Here is a 15,626-nt window from a genome sequence, read left to right on the forward strand (position 1 = left end):
GCCGCCCGGCATTTCAGAAGCGCACAAAGCGCCATGCAGTATTTATGAAGCAATCAATACTTAATCCTGACAGGTGTGTGAGCATGTCCTCAACTTCATTGTTAACAAGGAGAAAGTAATGACGACGGTACGCTGCGAGAAAGATTCGATGGGCGGGATTGATGTTCCGGCAGATAAACTTTGGGGAGCGCAAACCCAACGATCGCTGGAGCATTTTCGTATCTCCACGGAGAAAATGCCCGTCTCGCTGATCCATGCGCTGGCGCTGACCAAGCGTGCGGCAGCCAAAGTTAACGAGGACTTAGGGCTGCTGTCGGCGGAAAAAGCCTCCGCCATTATGCAGGCGGCTGATGAAGTGCTGGCCGATAAACATCCCGACGAATTTCCGCTGGCGATCTGGCAGACCGGGTCGGGCACGCAAAGCAACATGAACATGAACGAAGTGCTGGCGAACCGCGCGAGCGAACTGCTGGGCGGCGTTCGCGGCATGGAGCGCAAAGTTCACCCGAACGATGACGTCAATAAAAGCCAAAGTTCGAACGACGTCTTCCCGACCGCAATGCACGTTGCGGCGCTGCTGGCGCTACGCAAGCATCTCATCCCGCAGCTTAATGTCCTGACTGATACGCTGCGCAAAAAGTCCCATGCGTTTGCCGATATTGTGAAAATTGGCCGCACGCACTTGCAGGATGCGACGCCGCTGACGCTCGGTCAGGAAATTTCCGGCTGGGTGGCGATGCTGGAGCACAATCTCAAACATATTGAAAATAGCCTGCCGCATGTGGCGGAGCTGGCGTTGGGCGGCACGGCGGTGGGCACAGGGTTGAATACCCATCCTGAATATGCCCGCCGCGTGGCGGATGAGCTGGCGGTGATCACCTGCGCGCCATTTGTGACGGCGCCGAACAAGTTTGAAGCGCTGGCGGCCTGTGATGCGCTGGTTCATGCGCACGGCGCGCTAAAAGGGCTGGCGGCGTCGCTGATGAAAATCGCCAATGACGTTCGCTGGCTGGCTTCTGGCCCTCGATGCGGCATTGGTGAAATTGCCATTCCTGAGAACGAGCCGGGCAGTTCGATTATGCCAGGTAAAGTGAACCCGACCCAGTGCGAGGCGCTGACCATGCTCTGCTGTCAGGTGATGGGCAACGATGTGGCTATCAATATGGGCGGGGCGTCGGGAAATTTCGAGCTTAACGTCTATCGCCCGATGGTTATCCATAATTTCCTGCAATCGGTACGCCTGCTGGCGGATGGGATGGAAAGCTTTAATGCGCACTGTGCGGTCGGTATTGAGCCAAACCGTGAGCGTATTAATCAACTGCTCAATGAATCGCTGATGCTGGTTACCGCGCTCAATACGCACATCGGCTATGACAAAGCGGCGGAGATCGCCAAAAAAGCGCACAAGGAAGGGCTGACCTTAAAAGCCTCCGTCCTGGCGCTGGGGTATCTCACTGAAGCCGAGTTTGATAGCTGGGTGCGCCCGGAACTGATGGTGGGCAGCATGAAGCCAGGCCGTTAATCCGCCACATACAGGTGCAACCGGGGGATGATAAGTCGCAACGGTTGCGCCTGAGGCTTAAAGCGGTGCTGAACATTGTCCGCATCGTAATTCAGTAGTTCGCCGATATCCGGCACGGTCATGCCTTTATCGGTATTGATCAGCGCGATAAGCGGCGTCGGACAGGCGTGCTGAACCTGTTTCTGCTGCCCTTTGTACCAGACGCGGGCAATCGGCTGTACCTTCACCGGTCTTTTAATCTTCAGCCGTGCCTGTTGCGGCAGGGCGGCGATATCCTGATATTCGCGCTCCAGCCTGGCCTGCCACTCTTCGCGCGTCCAGGGATGCACGCTGCGCGGCGTGTTCAGGCTTTTCTCCAGTTGCGCCAGCACCTCATCCCGGCGCAAATTCTTAATAATGTGCTTGTTGGCCCAGCCAAAACGGAGGGTAGCGGGATTCTTGATCACCGTTAACGCGCGGTAGGCATTCAACGTGATAAGACCGGGCAGATGGCGATGCACCCACTCAAAACGCGCCGCTGACGGCAATCCTGATTCCACCGTCACAATACGCTCAAATGTCGTTTTTAACTGATTGATGTGCTGGATCTGGTTTTCCAGCGCGGCCTGCGTGGCATCATCAACCTGATAGCACAATACGCCGGGCAGGCGAACCGCCGCTTTGCTGCTGCGATTTTCAGACTGTTGCTGAATAAACAGGTGGCGATAGTGGCGCAGCGCCAGCGATTCGGCCTCTTTTCCCAGATGCTGCTCCACCGCAATGGTCGCCAGAGGGTTGTGCTCCGCCTCTTTGGTCACTTCGGGGAGGGAGAAGACGCGGGCAATCAGCAGCGGTTGCTGTTCGAGATTTTCTGTCAGGGTTGCCAGGGCGTGTTCTGTCTGGCGAAAAGTACCATTCAGGCGTTCGACAAGATCGTAACGGGCCATATCACCACCATTTCAGTGTCGCAGAAAGAAGGATATTAGTTACAACATACTTACTGTATATCACATCATACCCAGCCTGACCATCGTGCGCTATGCGTCAGGCAGGGGGAAATTCGGGGATGTTGTGCCAGACGGGCCAGCTGAAGGTGAATCTGGCGCCGCCCAGTTCACTTTCGCGACAGTTTACCGTTCCGCCCATCGCCAGAGCGATGGAGCGCACGATGGCTAACCCCAGCCCGCAGCCTCCGGTAGCGCGGTCGCGGCTGGGATCGAGGCGCACAAAGGGTTCGAACACATGTTCGCGCGCGTCTGGCGCGATGCCGGGGCCGTCGTCTTCAACAATCAGGGTCGCCTGATTGCCGCTTAATAACAGGCTGGCCTGAACGGTGGAATGGGAATAACGCAGCGCGTTATTGAGCAGATTATCCAGCACACGCTCCATTAGCCGCATATCCAGCGCGCCGTAATCGCCAGGCGTAAGCTGGCTGAGCCGCACCGTGCGTCCGGGGTTGACGCTCTGTACGTCTTCCAGGTGGCTCGCCAGCCACACGGGGAGGTCGGGAACGGTGAGCGTTAACGCAGTCTGCGGCCTGTCCAGCCGCGCATAGGTCAGTAGCTCTTCGATTAACGCTTCCAGTTGGCCGATATCGCGATTCAGCGCCTGCGACTCCTGTGCGCTGAGATTTTCACTCATCTCCAGCCGGTAACGCAGACGCACCAGCGGCGTACGCAGTTCGTGGGCAATGCCGTCAATAAGCTGTTTTTTACTGGCGATCAGCGCGTTGATGTTATCCGCCATCTGGTTAAAGGCGATGCCGAGACGTTCAAAACTGGAACCGTTGTCGAAGTGAAGGCGCTCTGCGAGGTGCCCTTCGCCAAAACGCTGAGCGGCGGCCTCCAGGCGCAGCATCTCCTGCCAGTGCGGGCGCATCCAGATAAACACCGGGAAGGCGAGGGAGATGGCGATAAAGGCCATCAGCGCGATATCCAGTAGCCGCATCTGGTGAAGAAAATAGAGATAAGGAACCGGCCCGACGGCCAGCACGTAATGGCTGCGGGGGATGCGCTGAATAAACGTATACTGATCGTCCAGCGCGACAATGTCGCCTTCGCGCAGCCGCTGTGTGGTAAGCGCGTCGAGTTTGTATTTATTGAGCGGCTCTACGCGCAAATCGAAAGAGAGATTAAGATCCATCTCTTTGAGGGTTTTCCCCCAGTCGCGCGGAGGGATCTCCCGCAATTCGCTGCGCATTAAGTACAGCGAGCTTTTCATCAAATCATCCAGCGACTGTCTGCCTGCGCGTTCTGCGGTGAACTTATACACCAGCCCGACCAACAGGGTCATGACCAGAAAGCAGACAAACAGCAGCAGATAAAACTGAACGAACAGTTTTTTCATTGATGCACCCGGTTAATCACGCTGACTCTCTTCCCACGCATGGGGGGCAAACAGATACCCTTTGTTGCGAACCGTTTTGATTCGATAGGGCTCGGTGGCGTTATCCTGCAATTTCTTACGCAGCCTTGAGATAGCGACATCCACGCTGCGGTCCATGCCGTCGTAGCTGACGCCGCGCAAGTTTTTTAGCAGCGCGTCGCGATCCATAATCTGCCCGGCATGGGTTGCCAGTTCCCAGAGTAATTCGAAATCGGCGGTGGAAAGCGAAACCGGTTCGCCGGAGAGTGCGACTGAACGATTGACCGGGTCAATAATCAACGCGCCAAAACGCAGCGTTTTATGCGGGGTCATTGCCGTATCCTGAATGCCTTTTGCCTGCGCGGTGAGTTCATTCTGCCGTAAATGCAGGCGCAGACGGGCGAGGAGCACGGCAGGGGGCGTGGTTTTCAGGATGTAGTCACAGGCGCCCATTTCCAGCGCCAGGATGTGGTTCATGTCGCTGTCCAGCGAGGTCAGCAGGACAATCGGCCCTTGCCAGCGGCCTCGCAAATCGCGGCAAATGGTCATGCCGTCTTTGCCCGGCAGCATGATATCCAGTAACACCAGGTCGGGTTGCGTGCGAAGGATCGTCTCTTCAGCCAGATCGCCGTGAGGTTCAATCAGCACCTCAATATCGTGTTTCGCCAGATAAGCAGCAATCAGCGAGCCAACTTCAGGGTCATCCTCAACAAATACGATGGTGTTCATAACGTTCATTACGCGGAGAAAACGCCAACATACACCGCCTCCGTTTTCCCTTCCATTAATCTTTTCTAAACGAGAGCGCTTCCGTTATGCTACAGCCTCAATGTTATTGATGTGTTAAGGCATCGAAATGGGACTCGTGATAAAAGCCGCGCTGGGTGCGCTGGTGGTGGTATTGATTGGTTTGCTGGCAAAAACAAAAAATTACTATATCGCCGGATTAATTCCGCTTTTTCCGACATTTGCACTGATTGCCCACTATATTGTCGCCAGTGAGCGCGGAATTGACGCGTTACGCACGACCATTGTATTCAGTATGTGGTCGATCATCCCTTATTTTGTCTACCTCGCCACGCTTTGGTATTTCACCGGTTTTCTGCGTTTGCCCGTTGCGCTCGGTGGGGCGGTGGTATGCTGGGGCCTGAGCGCATGGCTGCTGATATTTTGCTGGATCAAACTGCATTAACGCAGGTGCCGGCCGCCATCCACGGCGAAACTGCGGCCGGTAACGAAGCAGCTGGTGAGAAGGTAATCCACCAGGTCGATTACTTCTTTCTCGCCGGGCGCTGTCTTCATCAGGGATTTATTGAGCGCCTGCTGACGGTACTCGGCACCGTCGTTTTCGTTAAACAGGATCAGCGACGGGGCGATGGCGTTGACTTTCACTTCCGGGGCCAGTTTGCGGGCAAAGGAGCGGGTCATATTATCCAGCGCCGCTTTACTGGCGGCATAGGCGATGTGTTTGTCGCTGCCGCGTTCCACAACATAGTCCGTAAAATGGATGATATCGGTGGCCGCATGTCCGTGGCCGCGCAACAGTCTTTCCAGCGCATGGTTTAACAGATAGGGCGTATTGACGTGAATCTGCATCATGCATGCCAGCACGTCAGAGAGCGGGGTGCCAGGCGCCTCGGCCATCCAGGCACTGGCGTTATGCAAAATAGCCCGCAGGCCTGGCGTATGGGTTTTTATCTTCTCAGCAAATGCCAGGACGCCGTCATCGGTGGAAAAATCGGCCTGAATGCACAGCGCGCCCGCTTGCGTCAGGCCGTCGATGGCCGGATAGTGCGTCCGGTAGCTGACAATCACCGGCTGTTTTTGATTGAGAAAGTGCCACGCGAGCGCGAGACCGATGCGGCGGCCTCCTCCCGTGATAAGGATGGGCAAGGGCTGGTTTTTACCCATTGTAGTCTCCTTTGGCATCAAACAATGGGGCGACGATTACCCCACCAACATCCACGTAGCCGGAACAGCGGCGATGAGTAGCAGACCGATCAACATCACTTCCTGACGATTCAGGACATTATCGTGCGTATGCGTCTTGCGTGCGTAGAGGAAAACTAACAATCCCGGCGCATACAGTACCACCGACAGCAACAGGTGCATCGGGCCGGACGCATACAATAACCATAAGCCATAAATGCAGGCCCCGACACCTACCGCCTGATGAAGAGGGCGCGCGGCGATTTTCAGCAGGAACGCGCCGACCAGGAAATAGGGTACCAGAATCATCTCTGAAGCAATCGTCAACAGCGTGTTGTAGTCCGAACCTGTGAGCCAGATCAGCACCAGGCAGATCTGAACGCACGCGTTGGTGAGCCACAGCGAAGCCGATGGCGCGCCTTGCGCATTCTGGCGGGCGAAAATGCGCGGGAAGGCTTTATGCGTTGAGGCCAGAAACGGCACTTCCGCCGCCATAATGGTCCAGCTCAGATAAGCGCCGCAGACTGAAACGATAAGACCCGCCGCGATAATGATTTCGCCCCACGGCCCCATCATTTTCACCATCAAACCCGCCATTGACGGATTGCGAATCTCCGCCAGTTCCGGGCGGGCGACGACGCCTAAAGAGAGCAGCGTCACCAGCAGGTAGACGCCCAATGCGGCGAGAACCGCCAGCAGCGTCGCACGTCCGACATCACGCTTATTTCTCGCCCGGGCGGAGACGACAACCGCGCCTTCCACGCCGATAAACACCCACAGCGTGATGAGCATCGTGTTTTTAACCTGCTCCCAGACGGGAACGCCCAGCGCCAGACCGGTGAAATCCAGGCTGAACGTATCGAGCTTAAACATGATGATAGCCAGGACGATGAACAACCCCAGCGGCAACAGCTTCGCCAGCGTCGCGACCAGGTTGATGCTGGCGGCGGTTTGCACACCGCGCAGCACCAGAAAATGCACCACCCAAAGCAGCACTGACGCGCCGATGATGGACTGCCAGGTATTGCCGTCGCCAAACAGGCGGAGTTCCGGCGTATCGGTAAAGAAGCTCAGGGCAGAAAAAACGATAACCAGATAAGAGACGTTGGCGATAACGGCACAGAGCCAGTATCCCCAGGCGGAGCAGAAACCGATCAGTTCGCCGAAACCTTCGCGCGCGTAGGTGAAAATTCCGCCATCCAGTTCCGGGCGAACGCGCGTCAGGATCAGCATAGCGAAAGCCAGCAGCAGTATCCCGACGCCCGTAATCGCCCAGCCAATCAGCAGCGCTGCCGGGCTGGCCACCGCTGCCATGTTCTGTGGCAGACTAAACACACCTGCGCCAAGCATTGAGCTTAAAACCAGCGCAGTCAGCGCGCTCAGTCCCAGTTTCTTTTCCATCGGTATCCAGTTATAAAAACGAGAGTGGGAGAATAATTATTTTGGCAAAACGCATAAAAATGGTGAAAGCCACTAAGGCGCGGGATTTTACGGAGAGAAGAGACCGCATGCAATGATCTCTGAAACATTTGTGACTAAAAATGCTAAAGGCGGGTAGATTTCACATAGGGCAGCATCGTATTGGCGCCTGATGGCGCTACGCTCATCAGGCCTACTAACACGTAGGCCGGATAAGATGCCTGGTCTCGCCATCAGGCGTTATGACAACACCGGATGGCGGGAGCGTACTTTACTTATACAGGTCGGCGCTGATCGTCATGTTGTTACCACGTTCCTGCCACTGGCGGGTAATGTGATAATATTTCGCGCCTTTCTTCGCCGCACGCTTGGCAACCTGGTAGGAGACTTCCGTCATGTTGCCGTAGTTGCCGGTGAATTTGATGCTGTCAAACGGCACCATCATCGCAGCGGTCGCTTTGTTCAGCTCTTCGACTTTCGTTCCGTCAGGAAGAGTGACAGTGTAACGTCCACCTTTTGAGGATTGCGTTTCGAAGAAGCGTCCGACTTCAGCGCTTGGAGAAGCGGTCGTCGCGACGCCCGGAATCTCCACTTTCTTCGCCGCTTCACCGCCGGCGGCCAGCGCTGCGCGACCCGCATCGGAATCAGCAGGAATAACGTCCGGGCTCTGGACGACGCGTTTCTTCGCATCTTCTTTATAGATAAACGCGGTAATACGCTGGTTGCCGCCCTGGTTGGCATCGACCTGACGCACAATGTAGAACGAGTAGGCGCCTTTCGCTTTTGCTGCTTTGGTGATGGCGTCATTCACTTCCGGCTGGCTACGGTAGAAACCCTGCACCGTTACGGTGTCGTAAGGTTCCAGCAGCACGGCCTGATCTTTCGGTAATTCGACGATACCGTTAATTACACGGTTTTGAGGCGCGTCGGATTTTGGCGCGTCTGATTTATAAACGTCAGCCACGACACGCCAGTTACCGCTGTTGCCAAAATCGGACGTATCAACAATATAAAAAGAGGCTGCACCTTCTTTATCTGCGCGGCGGGATACGGCATTTACCGCATCGCCAATGGCATTAAAACGCCCGGTGACCACAATGCGGTCATAAGGTTTTAGTGCTGCCGCTTGCTCCGGCGTCAGTTCTGTCGCTGCATTTACGGAAAAAGCAGTCGCAGAAAGCAGTGCGGACGCCAGGAGAGTGTTCTTAAGCTTCATAAAAATAATCCTTCGCCTTGCGCAAACCAGGTACTGGTATTGTTATTGACTAGAAACGTGGCTGATTATTGCATTTAAACCCTGCAAATGTCTGCGTCATTTTTCACTCATCGTACCGCCTGAAGTGACAAGAATGATAACATTTGGTGATATGTCTAAAAAACAGGCGCTTGACCGGCAAAACTGATAAAGCATACGCATTTTATAAGTTAATTTAATGTTAAACGATTGAATGTCGATGGCGCTAAATCATGTTTTGCCGCTTCGCTTGAGCGAATTATCGGTCACTGAAGGTGATTTCAAGGTCATTATTCCTGTTTGTGGGCTGAATCGTTCATATTTTGCAAATTTCATAATAAATACTGTTTTTTGGCGCTAGATCACAGGCGCTATTTTCAGTAGGTTATAGAGAGTTTGTTACTGTTTTATTTTTCCGGGGTAGCACTTACCTCTTACGCAGGCGTGCGTATGCATCCTGCGATCACTGACAAACCATCATCAAAAAAACCGATGGAAGGGAACATTATGCGAATTGGCATACCAAAAGAGCGGTTAACCAATGAAACCCGAGTCGCAGCAACGCCAAAAACGGTTGAGCAACTGCTGAAACTGGGTTTTACCGTCGCGGTTGAAAGCGGCGCGGGTCAACTGGCAAGTTTTGACGATAAGGCATTTACAGAAGCGGGCGCAGAAATTGTAGAGGGAAATGCGGTCTGGCAGTCAGAGATCATCCTGAAGGTCAATGCGCCGGAAGACGATGAAATTCCTTTACTGAATGCGGGTACGACGCTGGTGAGTTTCCTCTGGCCGGCGCAGAATCCTGAGCTATTGCAAAAACTCGCGGAACGCAATGTAACCGTGATGGCGATGGACTCCGTGCCGCGTATTTCGCGCGCGCAGTCGCTGGATGCTCTGAGCTCAATGGCCAACATCGCCGGTTATCGCGCGATTGTGGAAGCCGCACATGAATTTGGTCGTTTCTTTACCGGGCAAATTACCGCTGCGGGCAAAGTGCCGCCAGCGAAAGTGATGGTGATTGGCGCGGGCGTCGCAGGTCTGGCGGCCATTGGCGCGGCAAACAGCCTTGGCGCCATTGTACGTGCGTTTGATACCCGTCCAGAGGTAAAAGAACAGGTTCAGAGTATGGGCGCTGAATTCCTCGAACTGGATTTTAAAGAGGAAGCGGGCAGCGGCGATGGCTATGCCAAAGTGATGTCCGAAGCGTTTATTAAAGCGGAAATGGAACTCTTTGCCGCGCAGGCGAAAGAGGTCGATATTATCGTCACGACCGCGCTAATCCCGGGTAAACCTGCGCCGACGCTGATCACGCGCGAGATGGTTGATTCCATGAAGTCCGGCAGCGTGATTGTCGATCTGGCCGCGCAAAACGGCGGTAACTGTGAATACACCATCGCCGGTCAGGTGACCACGACCGACAATGGCGTGAAGGTTATCGGTTACACCGATCTGCCGGGTCGTCTGCCGACGCAATCCTCCCAGCTTTACGGCACCAACCTGGTCAACTTGCTCAAACTGCTGTGCAAAGAGAAAGACGGCAATATCGACGTCGACTTTGACGACGTGGTTGTGCGCGGCGTAACGGTCGTGCGTGACGGTGAAATTACCTGGCCCGCGCCGCCGATTCAGGTGTCTGCTCAGCCGCAGGCTGCGCCGCAAGCGGCTCCCGCGCCGAAAGAAGCGGAAAAACCGGCTTCACCGTGGCGTAAATATGCGCTGATGGCGCTGGCGATCATTCTGTTTGGTTGGCTGGCTGACGTGGCGCCGAAAGAGTTCCTCGGCCACTTCACCGTTTTCGCACTTGCTTGCGTGGTGGGTTACTACGTGGTGTGGAACGTTTCGCACGCGCTGCATACGCCGTTGATGTCTGTGACTAACGCCATCTCAGGGATTATCGTTGTCGGGGCATTGTTACAGATTGGCCAGGGAGGCTGGGTGAGTTTCCTGAGCTTTATCGCGGTGCTTATCGCCAGCATTAATATTTTCGGTGGCTTCACCGTGACTCAGCGTATGCTGAAAATGTTCAGGAAAAACTAAGGGGTAACACATGTCTGGAGGATTAGTTACAGCTGCATACATTGTTGCCGCGATCCTGTTTATCTTCAGTCTGGCCGGGCTCTCTAAGCATGAGACGTCCCGACAGGGTAACAACTTTGGTATCGCCGGGATGGCGATTGCGCTGGTGGCGACGATCTTCGGCCCGGATACCGGCAACGTTGCCTGGATTCTGGTGGCGATGATTATCGGTGGGGCGATCGGTATCCGTCTGGCGAAACGCGTTGAAATGACCGAAATGCCGGAGCTGGTGGCGATTCTGCACAGCTTTGTCGGCCTGGCGGCGGTACTGGTGGGCTTTAACAGCTACCTGTACCACGAGGCGGGTCTGGAACCGATTCTGGTGAATATTCACCTGACGGAAGTGTTCCTCGGCATCTTCATTGGCGCGGTTACCTTCACCGGTTCCGTGGTGGCGTTTGGCAAGCTGTGCGGTAAGATTTCGTCCAAACCGCTGATGCTGCCGAATCGTCACAAAATGAACCTGGCGGCGCTGGTGGTTTCTTTCCTGCTGTTGGTGGTGTTTGTACGTACCGAAAGCGTTGGCTTGCAGGTTCTGGCGCTGCTGGTGATGACCATTATTGCGCTGGCTTTCGGCTGGCACCTGGTGGCGTCCATTGGCGGGGCGGATATGCCGGTTGTGGTATCCATGCTGAACTCCTATTCCGGTTGGGCAGCGGCGGCGGCAGGCTTTATGCTGGGCAACGACCTGCTGATCGTCACCGGCGCGCTGGTCGGTTCTTCGGGTGCGATTCTGTCTTACATCATGTGTAAGGCGATGAACCGCTCTTTCATCAGCGTTATCGCGGGTGGTTTCGGCAGCGATGGATCTTCTACTGGCGACGATCAGGTCGCGGGCGAACACCGTGAGATCACGGCGGAAGATACGGCTGACATGCTGAAAAATTCGCACTCGGTCATCATTACCCCTGGCTATGGCATGGCGGTTGCGCAGGCGCAGTACCCGGTGGCGGAAATCACCGAGAAACTGCGCGCGCGCGGTATCAAGGTGCGTTTTGGCATCCACCCGGTTGCGGGGCGCTTGCCTGGTCACATGAACGTACTGCTGGCGGAAGCGAAAGTGCCGTATGACATCGTGCTGGAAATGGACGAAATCAACGACGACTTCGCTGACACCGATACGGTGCTGGTTATCGGCGCGAACGACACGGTGAACCCGGCGGCGCAGGACGATCCGCGTAGCCCGATTGCCGGTATGCCGGTTCTGGAAGTCTGGAAAGCGCAAAACGTTATCGTGTTTAAACGCTCGATGAATACCGGCTATGCCGGGGTGCAGAACCCGCTGTTCTTTAAAGACAACACGCATATGCTGTTTGGCGATGCGAAAGCCAGCGTGGATGCGATTCTGAAAGCGCTTTAATCTTTACCGGCGCAAGTCTAAAACGGCCTCTCAGGAGGCCGTTTTTGCATCTGAAGAGATCAGGTTTTATTCAAGTCACTGAGCAGGACGGCAATGCTTTGCCCGCCGGAGGTTTGCTCCAGCGCGATTTTAACGATGATCGTCAACGGCACGGAAAGCAGCATGCCGACAGGGCCTAATAACCACCCCCAGAAGATCAGGGAGAGAAAAACCACCAGCGTGGAAAGGCCCAATCCACGCCCCATGATTCGGGGCTCAAGGATGTTCCCGAACACCAGATTGATAATCAGATACCCCGTCAGCACCACCAGCGCGTCATAAAGACCGCTGAACACCAGAACCTGCGCAATAGGCGGGATTGCGGCCAGAACCGAGCCAATATTGGGGATATAGTTAAGTGCGAAGGCCAGCAGTCCCCAGACGAATGCGAAACGAACTTCCAGCAGCGCCAGCATTCCCCAGACCACAACGCCCGTGATAATGCTGATCGCCGTTTTCAGCACCAGATAATGCGACACGCTGTCGATTGCGCGCTGAATCGCGGCCATACCTTCAACCGGCCTGGCCATCATCTGCTGGAGTTTACCGGGCAACTGCGGAACTTCCAGTAGCATAAAGACCACGGTTAACAAGAGCAGGAAAATGGATGACATGGCGTTAGACAGCTGCGCCAGCAAATTCGTCACCAGCGTCATGGCAGCATTAGGGTCGATATATTTCACCAGTTCATCCACCGAGACGCCGATGCCCAGGCGCTGTAGCCACGGTTCAATGTTTTTCAGCGGCACAACCAATGATGAGCGGTATTGTGGCAGCGTGCGGGCTAACTCATTTAGCGATGTGCCGAGATAGGCCAGCAGCAACACCATGCCCATCACGATAATCCCGATCAGTATCGATACGGCTAAAACCCGCGGGATGCGGAGCCTGACCATGCGCTGCACCAGCGGACTCAGTACCACCGCAATAAATAACGCCAGAATAAACGGCACAATAATATCGGCAGCGAAGCGAATACCGGTGAGAATGATGACCAGCATTCCCAGCATGATTACGAGTTTCAGGCCGTTAAGCGTGATGATCGGTTTTGCCATGATAATTCCTGAATTTTTGTTCTTACTCTTTATAATAATGTGATTTTTGTCGGGCTGTGCTAACAAAAATCAAACGGCGCGGGTAAAGAAGTGAAAAGGTTTTGAGTTAATTCTAAGGCTGTGGTACAAATCAGACGTGTTTAACTACCGAGGACAATTTTCATCCGCGATGACGAGAAGCAACACTGCGGATAATTGTAATATTATGGACAATATGTTCAGGACGTTTTTTTCTACACAGACCGTACTTCTTCGCACTTCTTCCTCTTTCCTGCTTGCTGGTGAGCAGCACTGGCGCAACGCGCTTTAGTCCCTTACTTCTGCCTGAGCTGGCGTTACGCGCCTGGCTAATTCATTTTATTTTTTGGTTTGCTGCATGCGGCAGGCCCGAAGGACTATATTCTCAAGCAGGAGAAGCACCATGTTTTACTGGATTTTATTAGCCCTTGCCATTGCGGCTGAAATTACCGGAACGCTGTCGATGAAATGGGCAAGCGTAAGCAATGGCAACACGGGTTTTATTTTAATGCTGGTCATGATTACGCTGTCGTATATTTTTCTCTCTTTTGCCGTAAAAAAAATTGCGCTTGGCGTGGCGTATGCCTTGTGGGAAGGCATCGGTATTTTATTTATTACGCTGTTTAGCGTGCTGTTATTTGACGAAGCCTTATCGGCCATGAAAATTGCGGGTCTGGTTACGCTGGTATTCGGGATTGCGCTGATCAAATCGGGTACGCGCAAGCCAGTAAACGCCGCGAAGGAGGCGACGCATGCCGCAGTTTGAGTGGGTTCATGCCGCGTGGCTGGCGATGGCGATCGTTCTGGAAATCGTCGCTAACGTGTTCCTGAAGTTTTCTGACGGCTTTCGTCGCAAGTTCTATGGCATTCTGTCGCTGGCCGCGGTACTGGCGGCCTTTAGCGCGCTCTCTCAGGCGGTAAAAGGCATTGATCTTTCGGTGGCATATGCGTTGTGGGGCGGATTTGGTATCGCCGCCACGCTGGCAGCCGGGTGGGTGCTTTTTGGACAGCGTCTGAACAACAAAGGCTGGGTAGGCGTGGTATTGCTGCTTATCGGCATGATCATGATAAAACTGGCCTGACAGCTATGCTGCCCGTTACGGCGGGCAGCGCACGGGAACCATCATCTATTCCTGAGCCAGCGCTTCCAGCTTGTCGCGAAAGCCGGTGACGGAAATCGCGCGGTTGTCAGCCCGCCAGCGATCTTTTGCCGCCGGAGCGGAACTTTGTACGCCAATCAACTGCCAGCCAGCGTCGGTATGCAGCATTAACGGAGAACCGCTGTCGCCGGGCAGCGTGTCGCACTGGTGAGAGAGCACCGCGTTTTGCGCCCAGCCGGTAATCAGGCAATCCTGATGCGAGTAAAGCGTATCAAGATGATCTTCCGGGTAACCTGACTGCGTCACTTTGCGGTCGGCGGTTTTCAGGGCAGCGGTTAGCGCGGCTTTATCGCCTTCAAATAAGGGCTGTGGAGTAATGCCGGACGGCGGATAACGCAGCACAATCAAACCAAAATCCCACGGCGCGGCGGCCGGAGGGACAATCCAGCCATCGCCATCAGGCTTTAAGCGCTTTCCCAGCGACGGATCGACCCGACCTTCAATACCGTGAATTTCATAACGCCAGAGACCTTTTTGCGATACGAAACGCAAAGCCACGGCTTTATCTGGCTTCCCTTTCGGCGGCGTTAACAAGCAGTGTCCGGCGGTGAGAGCCAGATGAGATGAAATGAGCGTGGCGGTACACAGGTTGCCGCTGGCGGTTTCCAGTTGACCAATAGCGTCCCACGGCGACTGCGTTGGATCTTCAACCTTGACCCGATCGTCATGGTCAAAAAATAACGTTTTGGCTTCACGGGTATCCGTGGTGGTATCAGCCTCATCCGCATGAGCAACGACAGGGGAAAGACAAATTACGCCCAGTAATACCGCAATGGTTTTATACATATCACACTCTGTGTGGGTAATTATGATTATTAAAAGCAAACCCTCAGTGAATACTATAGACGTGACGACAGGAAAGTGGGAGTAAAATCAGATAACTACATTCAGGAAATATAAAAATGCGTGGCAATAAGGGCGCATAATATAAGCATGGTGAGAATCAACTCAAAGCGGTAACGAAACACGTTAACCCTCCGAAGAAACGGCGCTAAACCCGATGATTTAGCGCCGTGTGTTATGGCGCGGGGGAGCGCCATAGAACTCGCCAGTGCCTTATGCCGCCGGTTTAGCTGCCGGTTTAGCCGCAGTATGTTTTACCGCTTTTTTGGTGTGTTTTTTCGCTGCCTGCGCTTTTTGTTCAGGCGCTTTCTGAGTCGCTGCTGCTTTGTGGTGTTTTTTGTGATGCGTGGTTTTTGCCGGTGCGGTTTTAGCGGGTGCCGCAGCCGGAGCCGTCGTGGACGTTGCCGTTTCAGCAGCAAATGCAGCAGAAGACAGACCCATAGCAGCGGCAACAACCAGAGCTAATACTTTTTTCATTCTGATACCCTCGATTTGGTTTTTTATTCAACCCCACTGCGGGGCCGGTGAAATCACTATATCGCTGTAAATCGAGGGCTTCCGTGAGTCATTGGTATCGGCGTGTAACGGTATGTACAACCGGCCCGACAGATTGACGCTATCGGGCAAA

The 15,626-nt window shown here is 54.3% G+C and carries 17 protein-coding genes; 7 read left to right on the plus strand and 10 right to left on the minus strand.

Going from position 1 to position 15,626, the window contains the following annotated elements:
* Positions 1–118 precede the first annotated feature (118 nt).
* A complete protein-coding gene (gene fumC / locus OGV50_RS03890) occupies positions 119–1,522 on the plus strand; it encodes a class II fumarate hydratase (protein ID WP_286488320.1) in 1,404 nt (467 codons plus the stop codon).
* On the opposite strand, the gene tus is transcribed toward fumC, so the two are convergent.
* The 3 genes from tus to rstA all read right to left on the minus strand — a co-directional run bounded on the left by tus (position 1,519) and on the right by rstA (position 4,594).
* Positions 1,519–2,448 carry a DNA replication terminus site-binding protein gene (gene tus, locus OGV50_RS03895; RefSeq protein ID WP_012132493.1) on the minus strand — a complete coding sequence of 310 codons (930 nt, stop codon included), beginning with the start codon at positions 2,446–2,448 and terminating at the stop codon, positions 1,519–1,521. The genes fumC and tus overlap by 4 nt on opposite strands.
* 97 nt (positions 2,449–2,545) lie before the next feature.
* On the minus strand, positions 2,546–3,847 hold the full coding sequence (gene rstB / locus OGV50_RS03900) for a two-component system sensor histidine kinase RstB (protein ID WP_200092640.1): 1,302 nt from the start codon (positions 3,845–3,847) through the stop codon (positions 2,546–2,548).
* Between the two features lie 12 nt (positions 3,848–3,859).
* Positions 3,860–4,594 (minus strand): two-component system response regulator RstA, encoded by a 735-nt coding sequence (gene rstA / locus OGV50_RS03905; RefSeq protein WP_200092643.1) that lies wholly within the window; start codon positions 4,592–4,594, stop codon positions 3,860–3,862.
* Positions 4,595–4,721: 127 nt separating this feature from the next.
* Here rstA and OGV50_RS03910 point away from each other — a divergent pair, with 127 nt between their 5' ends.
* Positions 4,722–5,057, plus strand: coding sequence for a GlpM family protein (locus OGV50_RS03910; RefSeq protein WP_012132490.1), 336 nt, complete (start codon positions 4,722–4,724; stop codon positions 5,055–5,057).
* Here the strand turns inward: OGV50_RS03910 and folM are convergent.
* The 3 genes from folM to ydgH all read right to left on the minus strand — a co-directional run bounded on the left by folM (position 5,054) and on the right by ydgH (position 8,429).
* Positions 5,054–5,776 (minus strand): dihydromonapterin reductase, encoded by a 723-nt coding sequence (folM, locus tag OGV50_RS03915; protein ID WP_199977068.1) that lies wholly within the window; start codon positions 5,774–5,776, stop codon positions 5,054–5,056. The two genes, OGV50_RS03910 and folM, sit on opposite strands and share 4 nt — an antisense overlap.
* A gap of 36 nt (positions 5,777–5,812) precedes the next feature.
* On the minus strand, positions 5,813–7,195 hold the full coding sequence (locus tag OGV50_RS03920; RefSeq protein ID WP_012132487.1) for an amino acid permease: 1,383 nt from the start codon (positions 7,193–7,195) through the stop codon (positions 5,813–5,815).
* A 289-nt stretch (positions 7,196–7,484) separates the two neighbouring features.
* The gene (gene ydgH, locus OGV50_RS03925; RefSeq protein ID WP_200092648.1) at positions 7,485–8,429 is read right to left on the minus strand and encodes a DUF1471 family protein YdgH; all 945 of its coding nucleotides are present in this window, start codon (positions 8,427–8,429) and stop codon (positions 7,485–7,487) included.
* A 525-nt stretch (positions 8,430–8,954) separates the two neighbouring features.
* Between ydgH and pntA the strand changes: the two genes are divergently transcribed.
* On the plus strand, positions 8,955–10,484 hold the full coding sequence (gene pntA, locus OGV50_RS03930; protein WP_200092651.1) for a Re/Si-specific NAD(P)(+) transhydrogenase subunit alpha: 1,530 nt from the start codon (positions 8,955–8,957) through the stop codon (positions 10,482–10,484).
* A gap of 10 nt (positions 10,485–10,494) precedes the next feature.
* Positions 10,495–11,883, plus strand: coding sequence for a Re/Si-specific NAD(P)(+) transhydrogenase subunit beta (pntB, locus tag OGV50_RS03935; protein ID WP_012132483.1), 1,389 nt, complete (start codon positions 10,495–10,497; stop codon positions 11,881–11,883).
* 59 nt (positions 11,884–11,942) lie between these two features.
* On the opposite strand, the gene OGV50_RS03940 is transcribed toward pntB, so the two are convergent.
* Complete coding sequence (locus OGV50_RS03940) at positions 11,943–12,977, minus strand: AI-2E family transporter (RefSeq protein ID WP_047457210.1); 1,035 nt, start codon at positions 12,975–12,977, stop codon at positions 11,943–11,945.
* A 136-nt stretch (positions 12,978–13,113) separates the two neighbouring features.
* On the opposite strand from OGV50_RS03940, the gene OGV50_RS23610 reads away from it, so the two are divergent.
* The 3 genes from OGV50_RS23610 (at position 13,114) to mdtI (ending at position 14,077) form a co-directional block, all read left to right on the plus strand.
* Positions 13,114–13,287, plus strand: a complete 174-nt coding sequence (locus tag OGV50_RS23610) for a protein YdgV (RefSeq protein WP_012132481.1) — start codon at positions 13,114–13,116, stop codon at positions 13,285–13,287.
* A 111-nt stretch (positions 13,288–13,398) separates the two neighbouring features.
* The gene (gene mdtJ / locus OGV50_RS03945; RefSeq protein WP_012132479.1) at positions 13,399–13,761 is read left to right on the plus strand and encodes a multidrug/spermidine efflux SMR transporter subunit MdtJ; all 363 of its coding nucleotides are present in this window, start codon (positions 13,399–13,401) and stop codon (positions 13,759–13,761) included.
* A complete protein-coding gene (mdtI, locus tag OGV50_RS03950) occupies positions 13,748–14,077 on the plus strand; it encodes a multidrug/spermidine efflux SMR transporter subunit MdtI (protein WP_012132478.1) in 330 nt (109 codons plus the stop codon). Before mdtJ ends, mdtI begins: the two co-directional genes overlap by 14 nt.
* A gap of 45 nt (positions 14,078–14,122) precedes the next feature.
* Here the strand turns inward: mdtI and OGV50_RS03955 are convergent, their stop codons facing one another.
* The 3 genes from OGV50_RS03955 to asr form a co-directional block, all read right to left on the minus strand.
* The gene (locus OGV50_RS03955) at positions 14,123–14,941 is read right to left on the minus strand and encodes a trypsin-like serine peptidase (protein ID WP_200092654.1); all 819 of its coding nucleotides are present in this window, start codon (positions 14,939–14,941) and stop codon (positions 14,123–14,125) included.
* 101 nt (positions 14,942–15,042) lie between these two features.
* The gene (gene ydgU / locus OGV50_RS23615) at positions 15,043–15,123 is read right to left on the minus strand and encodes a small membrane protein YdgU (protein ID WP_455549893.1); all 81 of its coding nucleotides are present in this window, start codon (positions 15,121–15,123) and stop codon (positions 15,043–15,045) included.
* An 88-nt stretch (positions 15,124–15,211) separates the two neighbouring features.
* On the minus strand, positions 15,212–15,475 hold the full coding sequence (gene asr, locus OGV50_RS03960) for an acid resistance repetitive basic protein Asr (RefSeq protein WP_047457204.1): 264 nt from the start codon (positions 15,473–15,475) through the stop codon (positions 15,212–15,214).
* Positions 15,476–15,626 lie beyond the last annotated feature (151 nt).

The organism is Citrobacter sp. CK180, from assembly GCF_030333655.1.
GTDB classification, from domain to species: Bacteria; Pseudomonadota; Gammaproteobacteria; order Enterobacterales; family Enterobacteriaceae; genus Citrobacter_B; species Citrobacter_B koseri.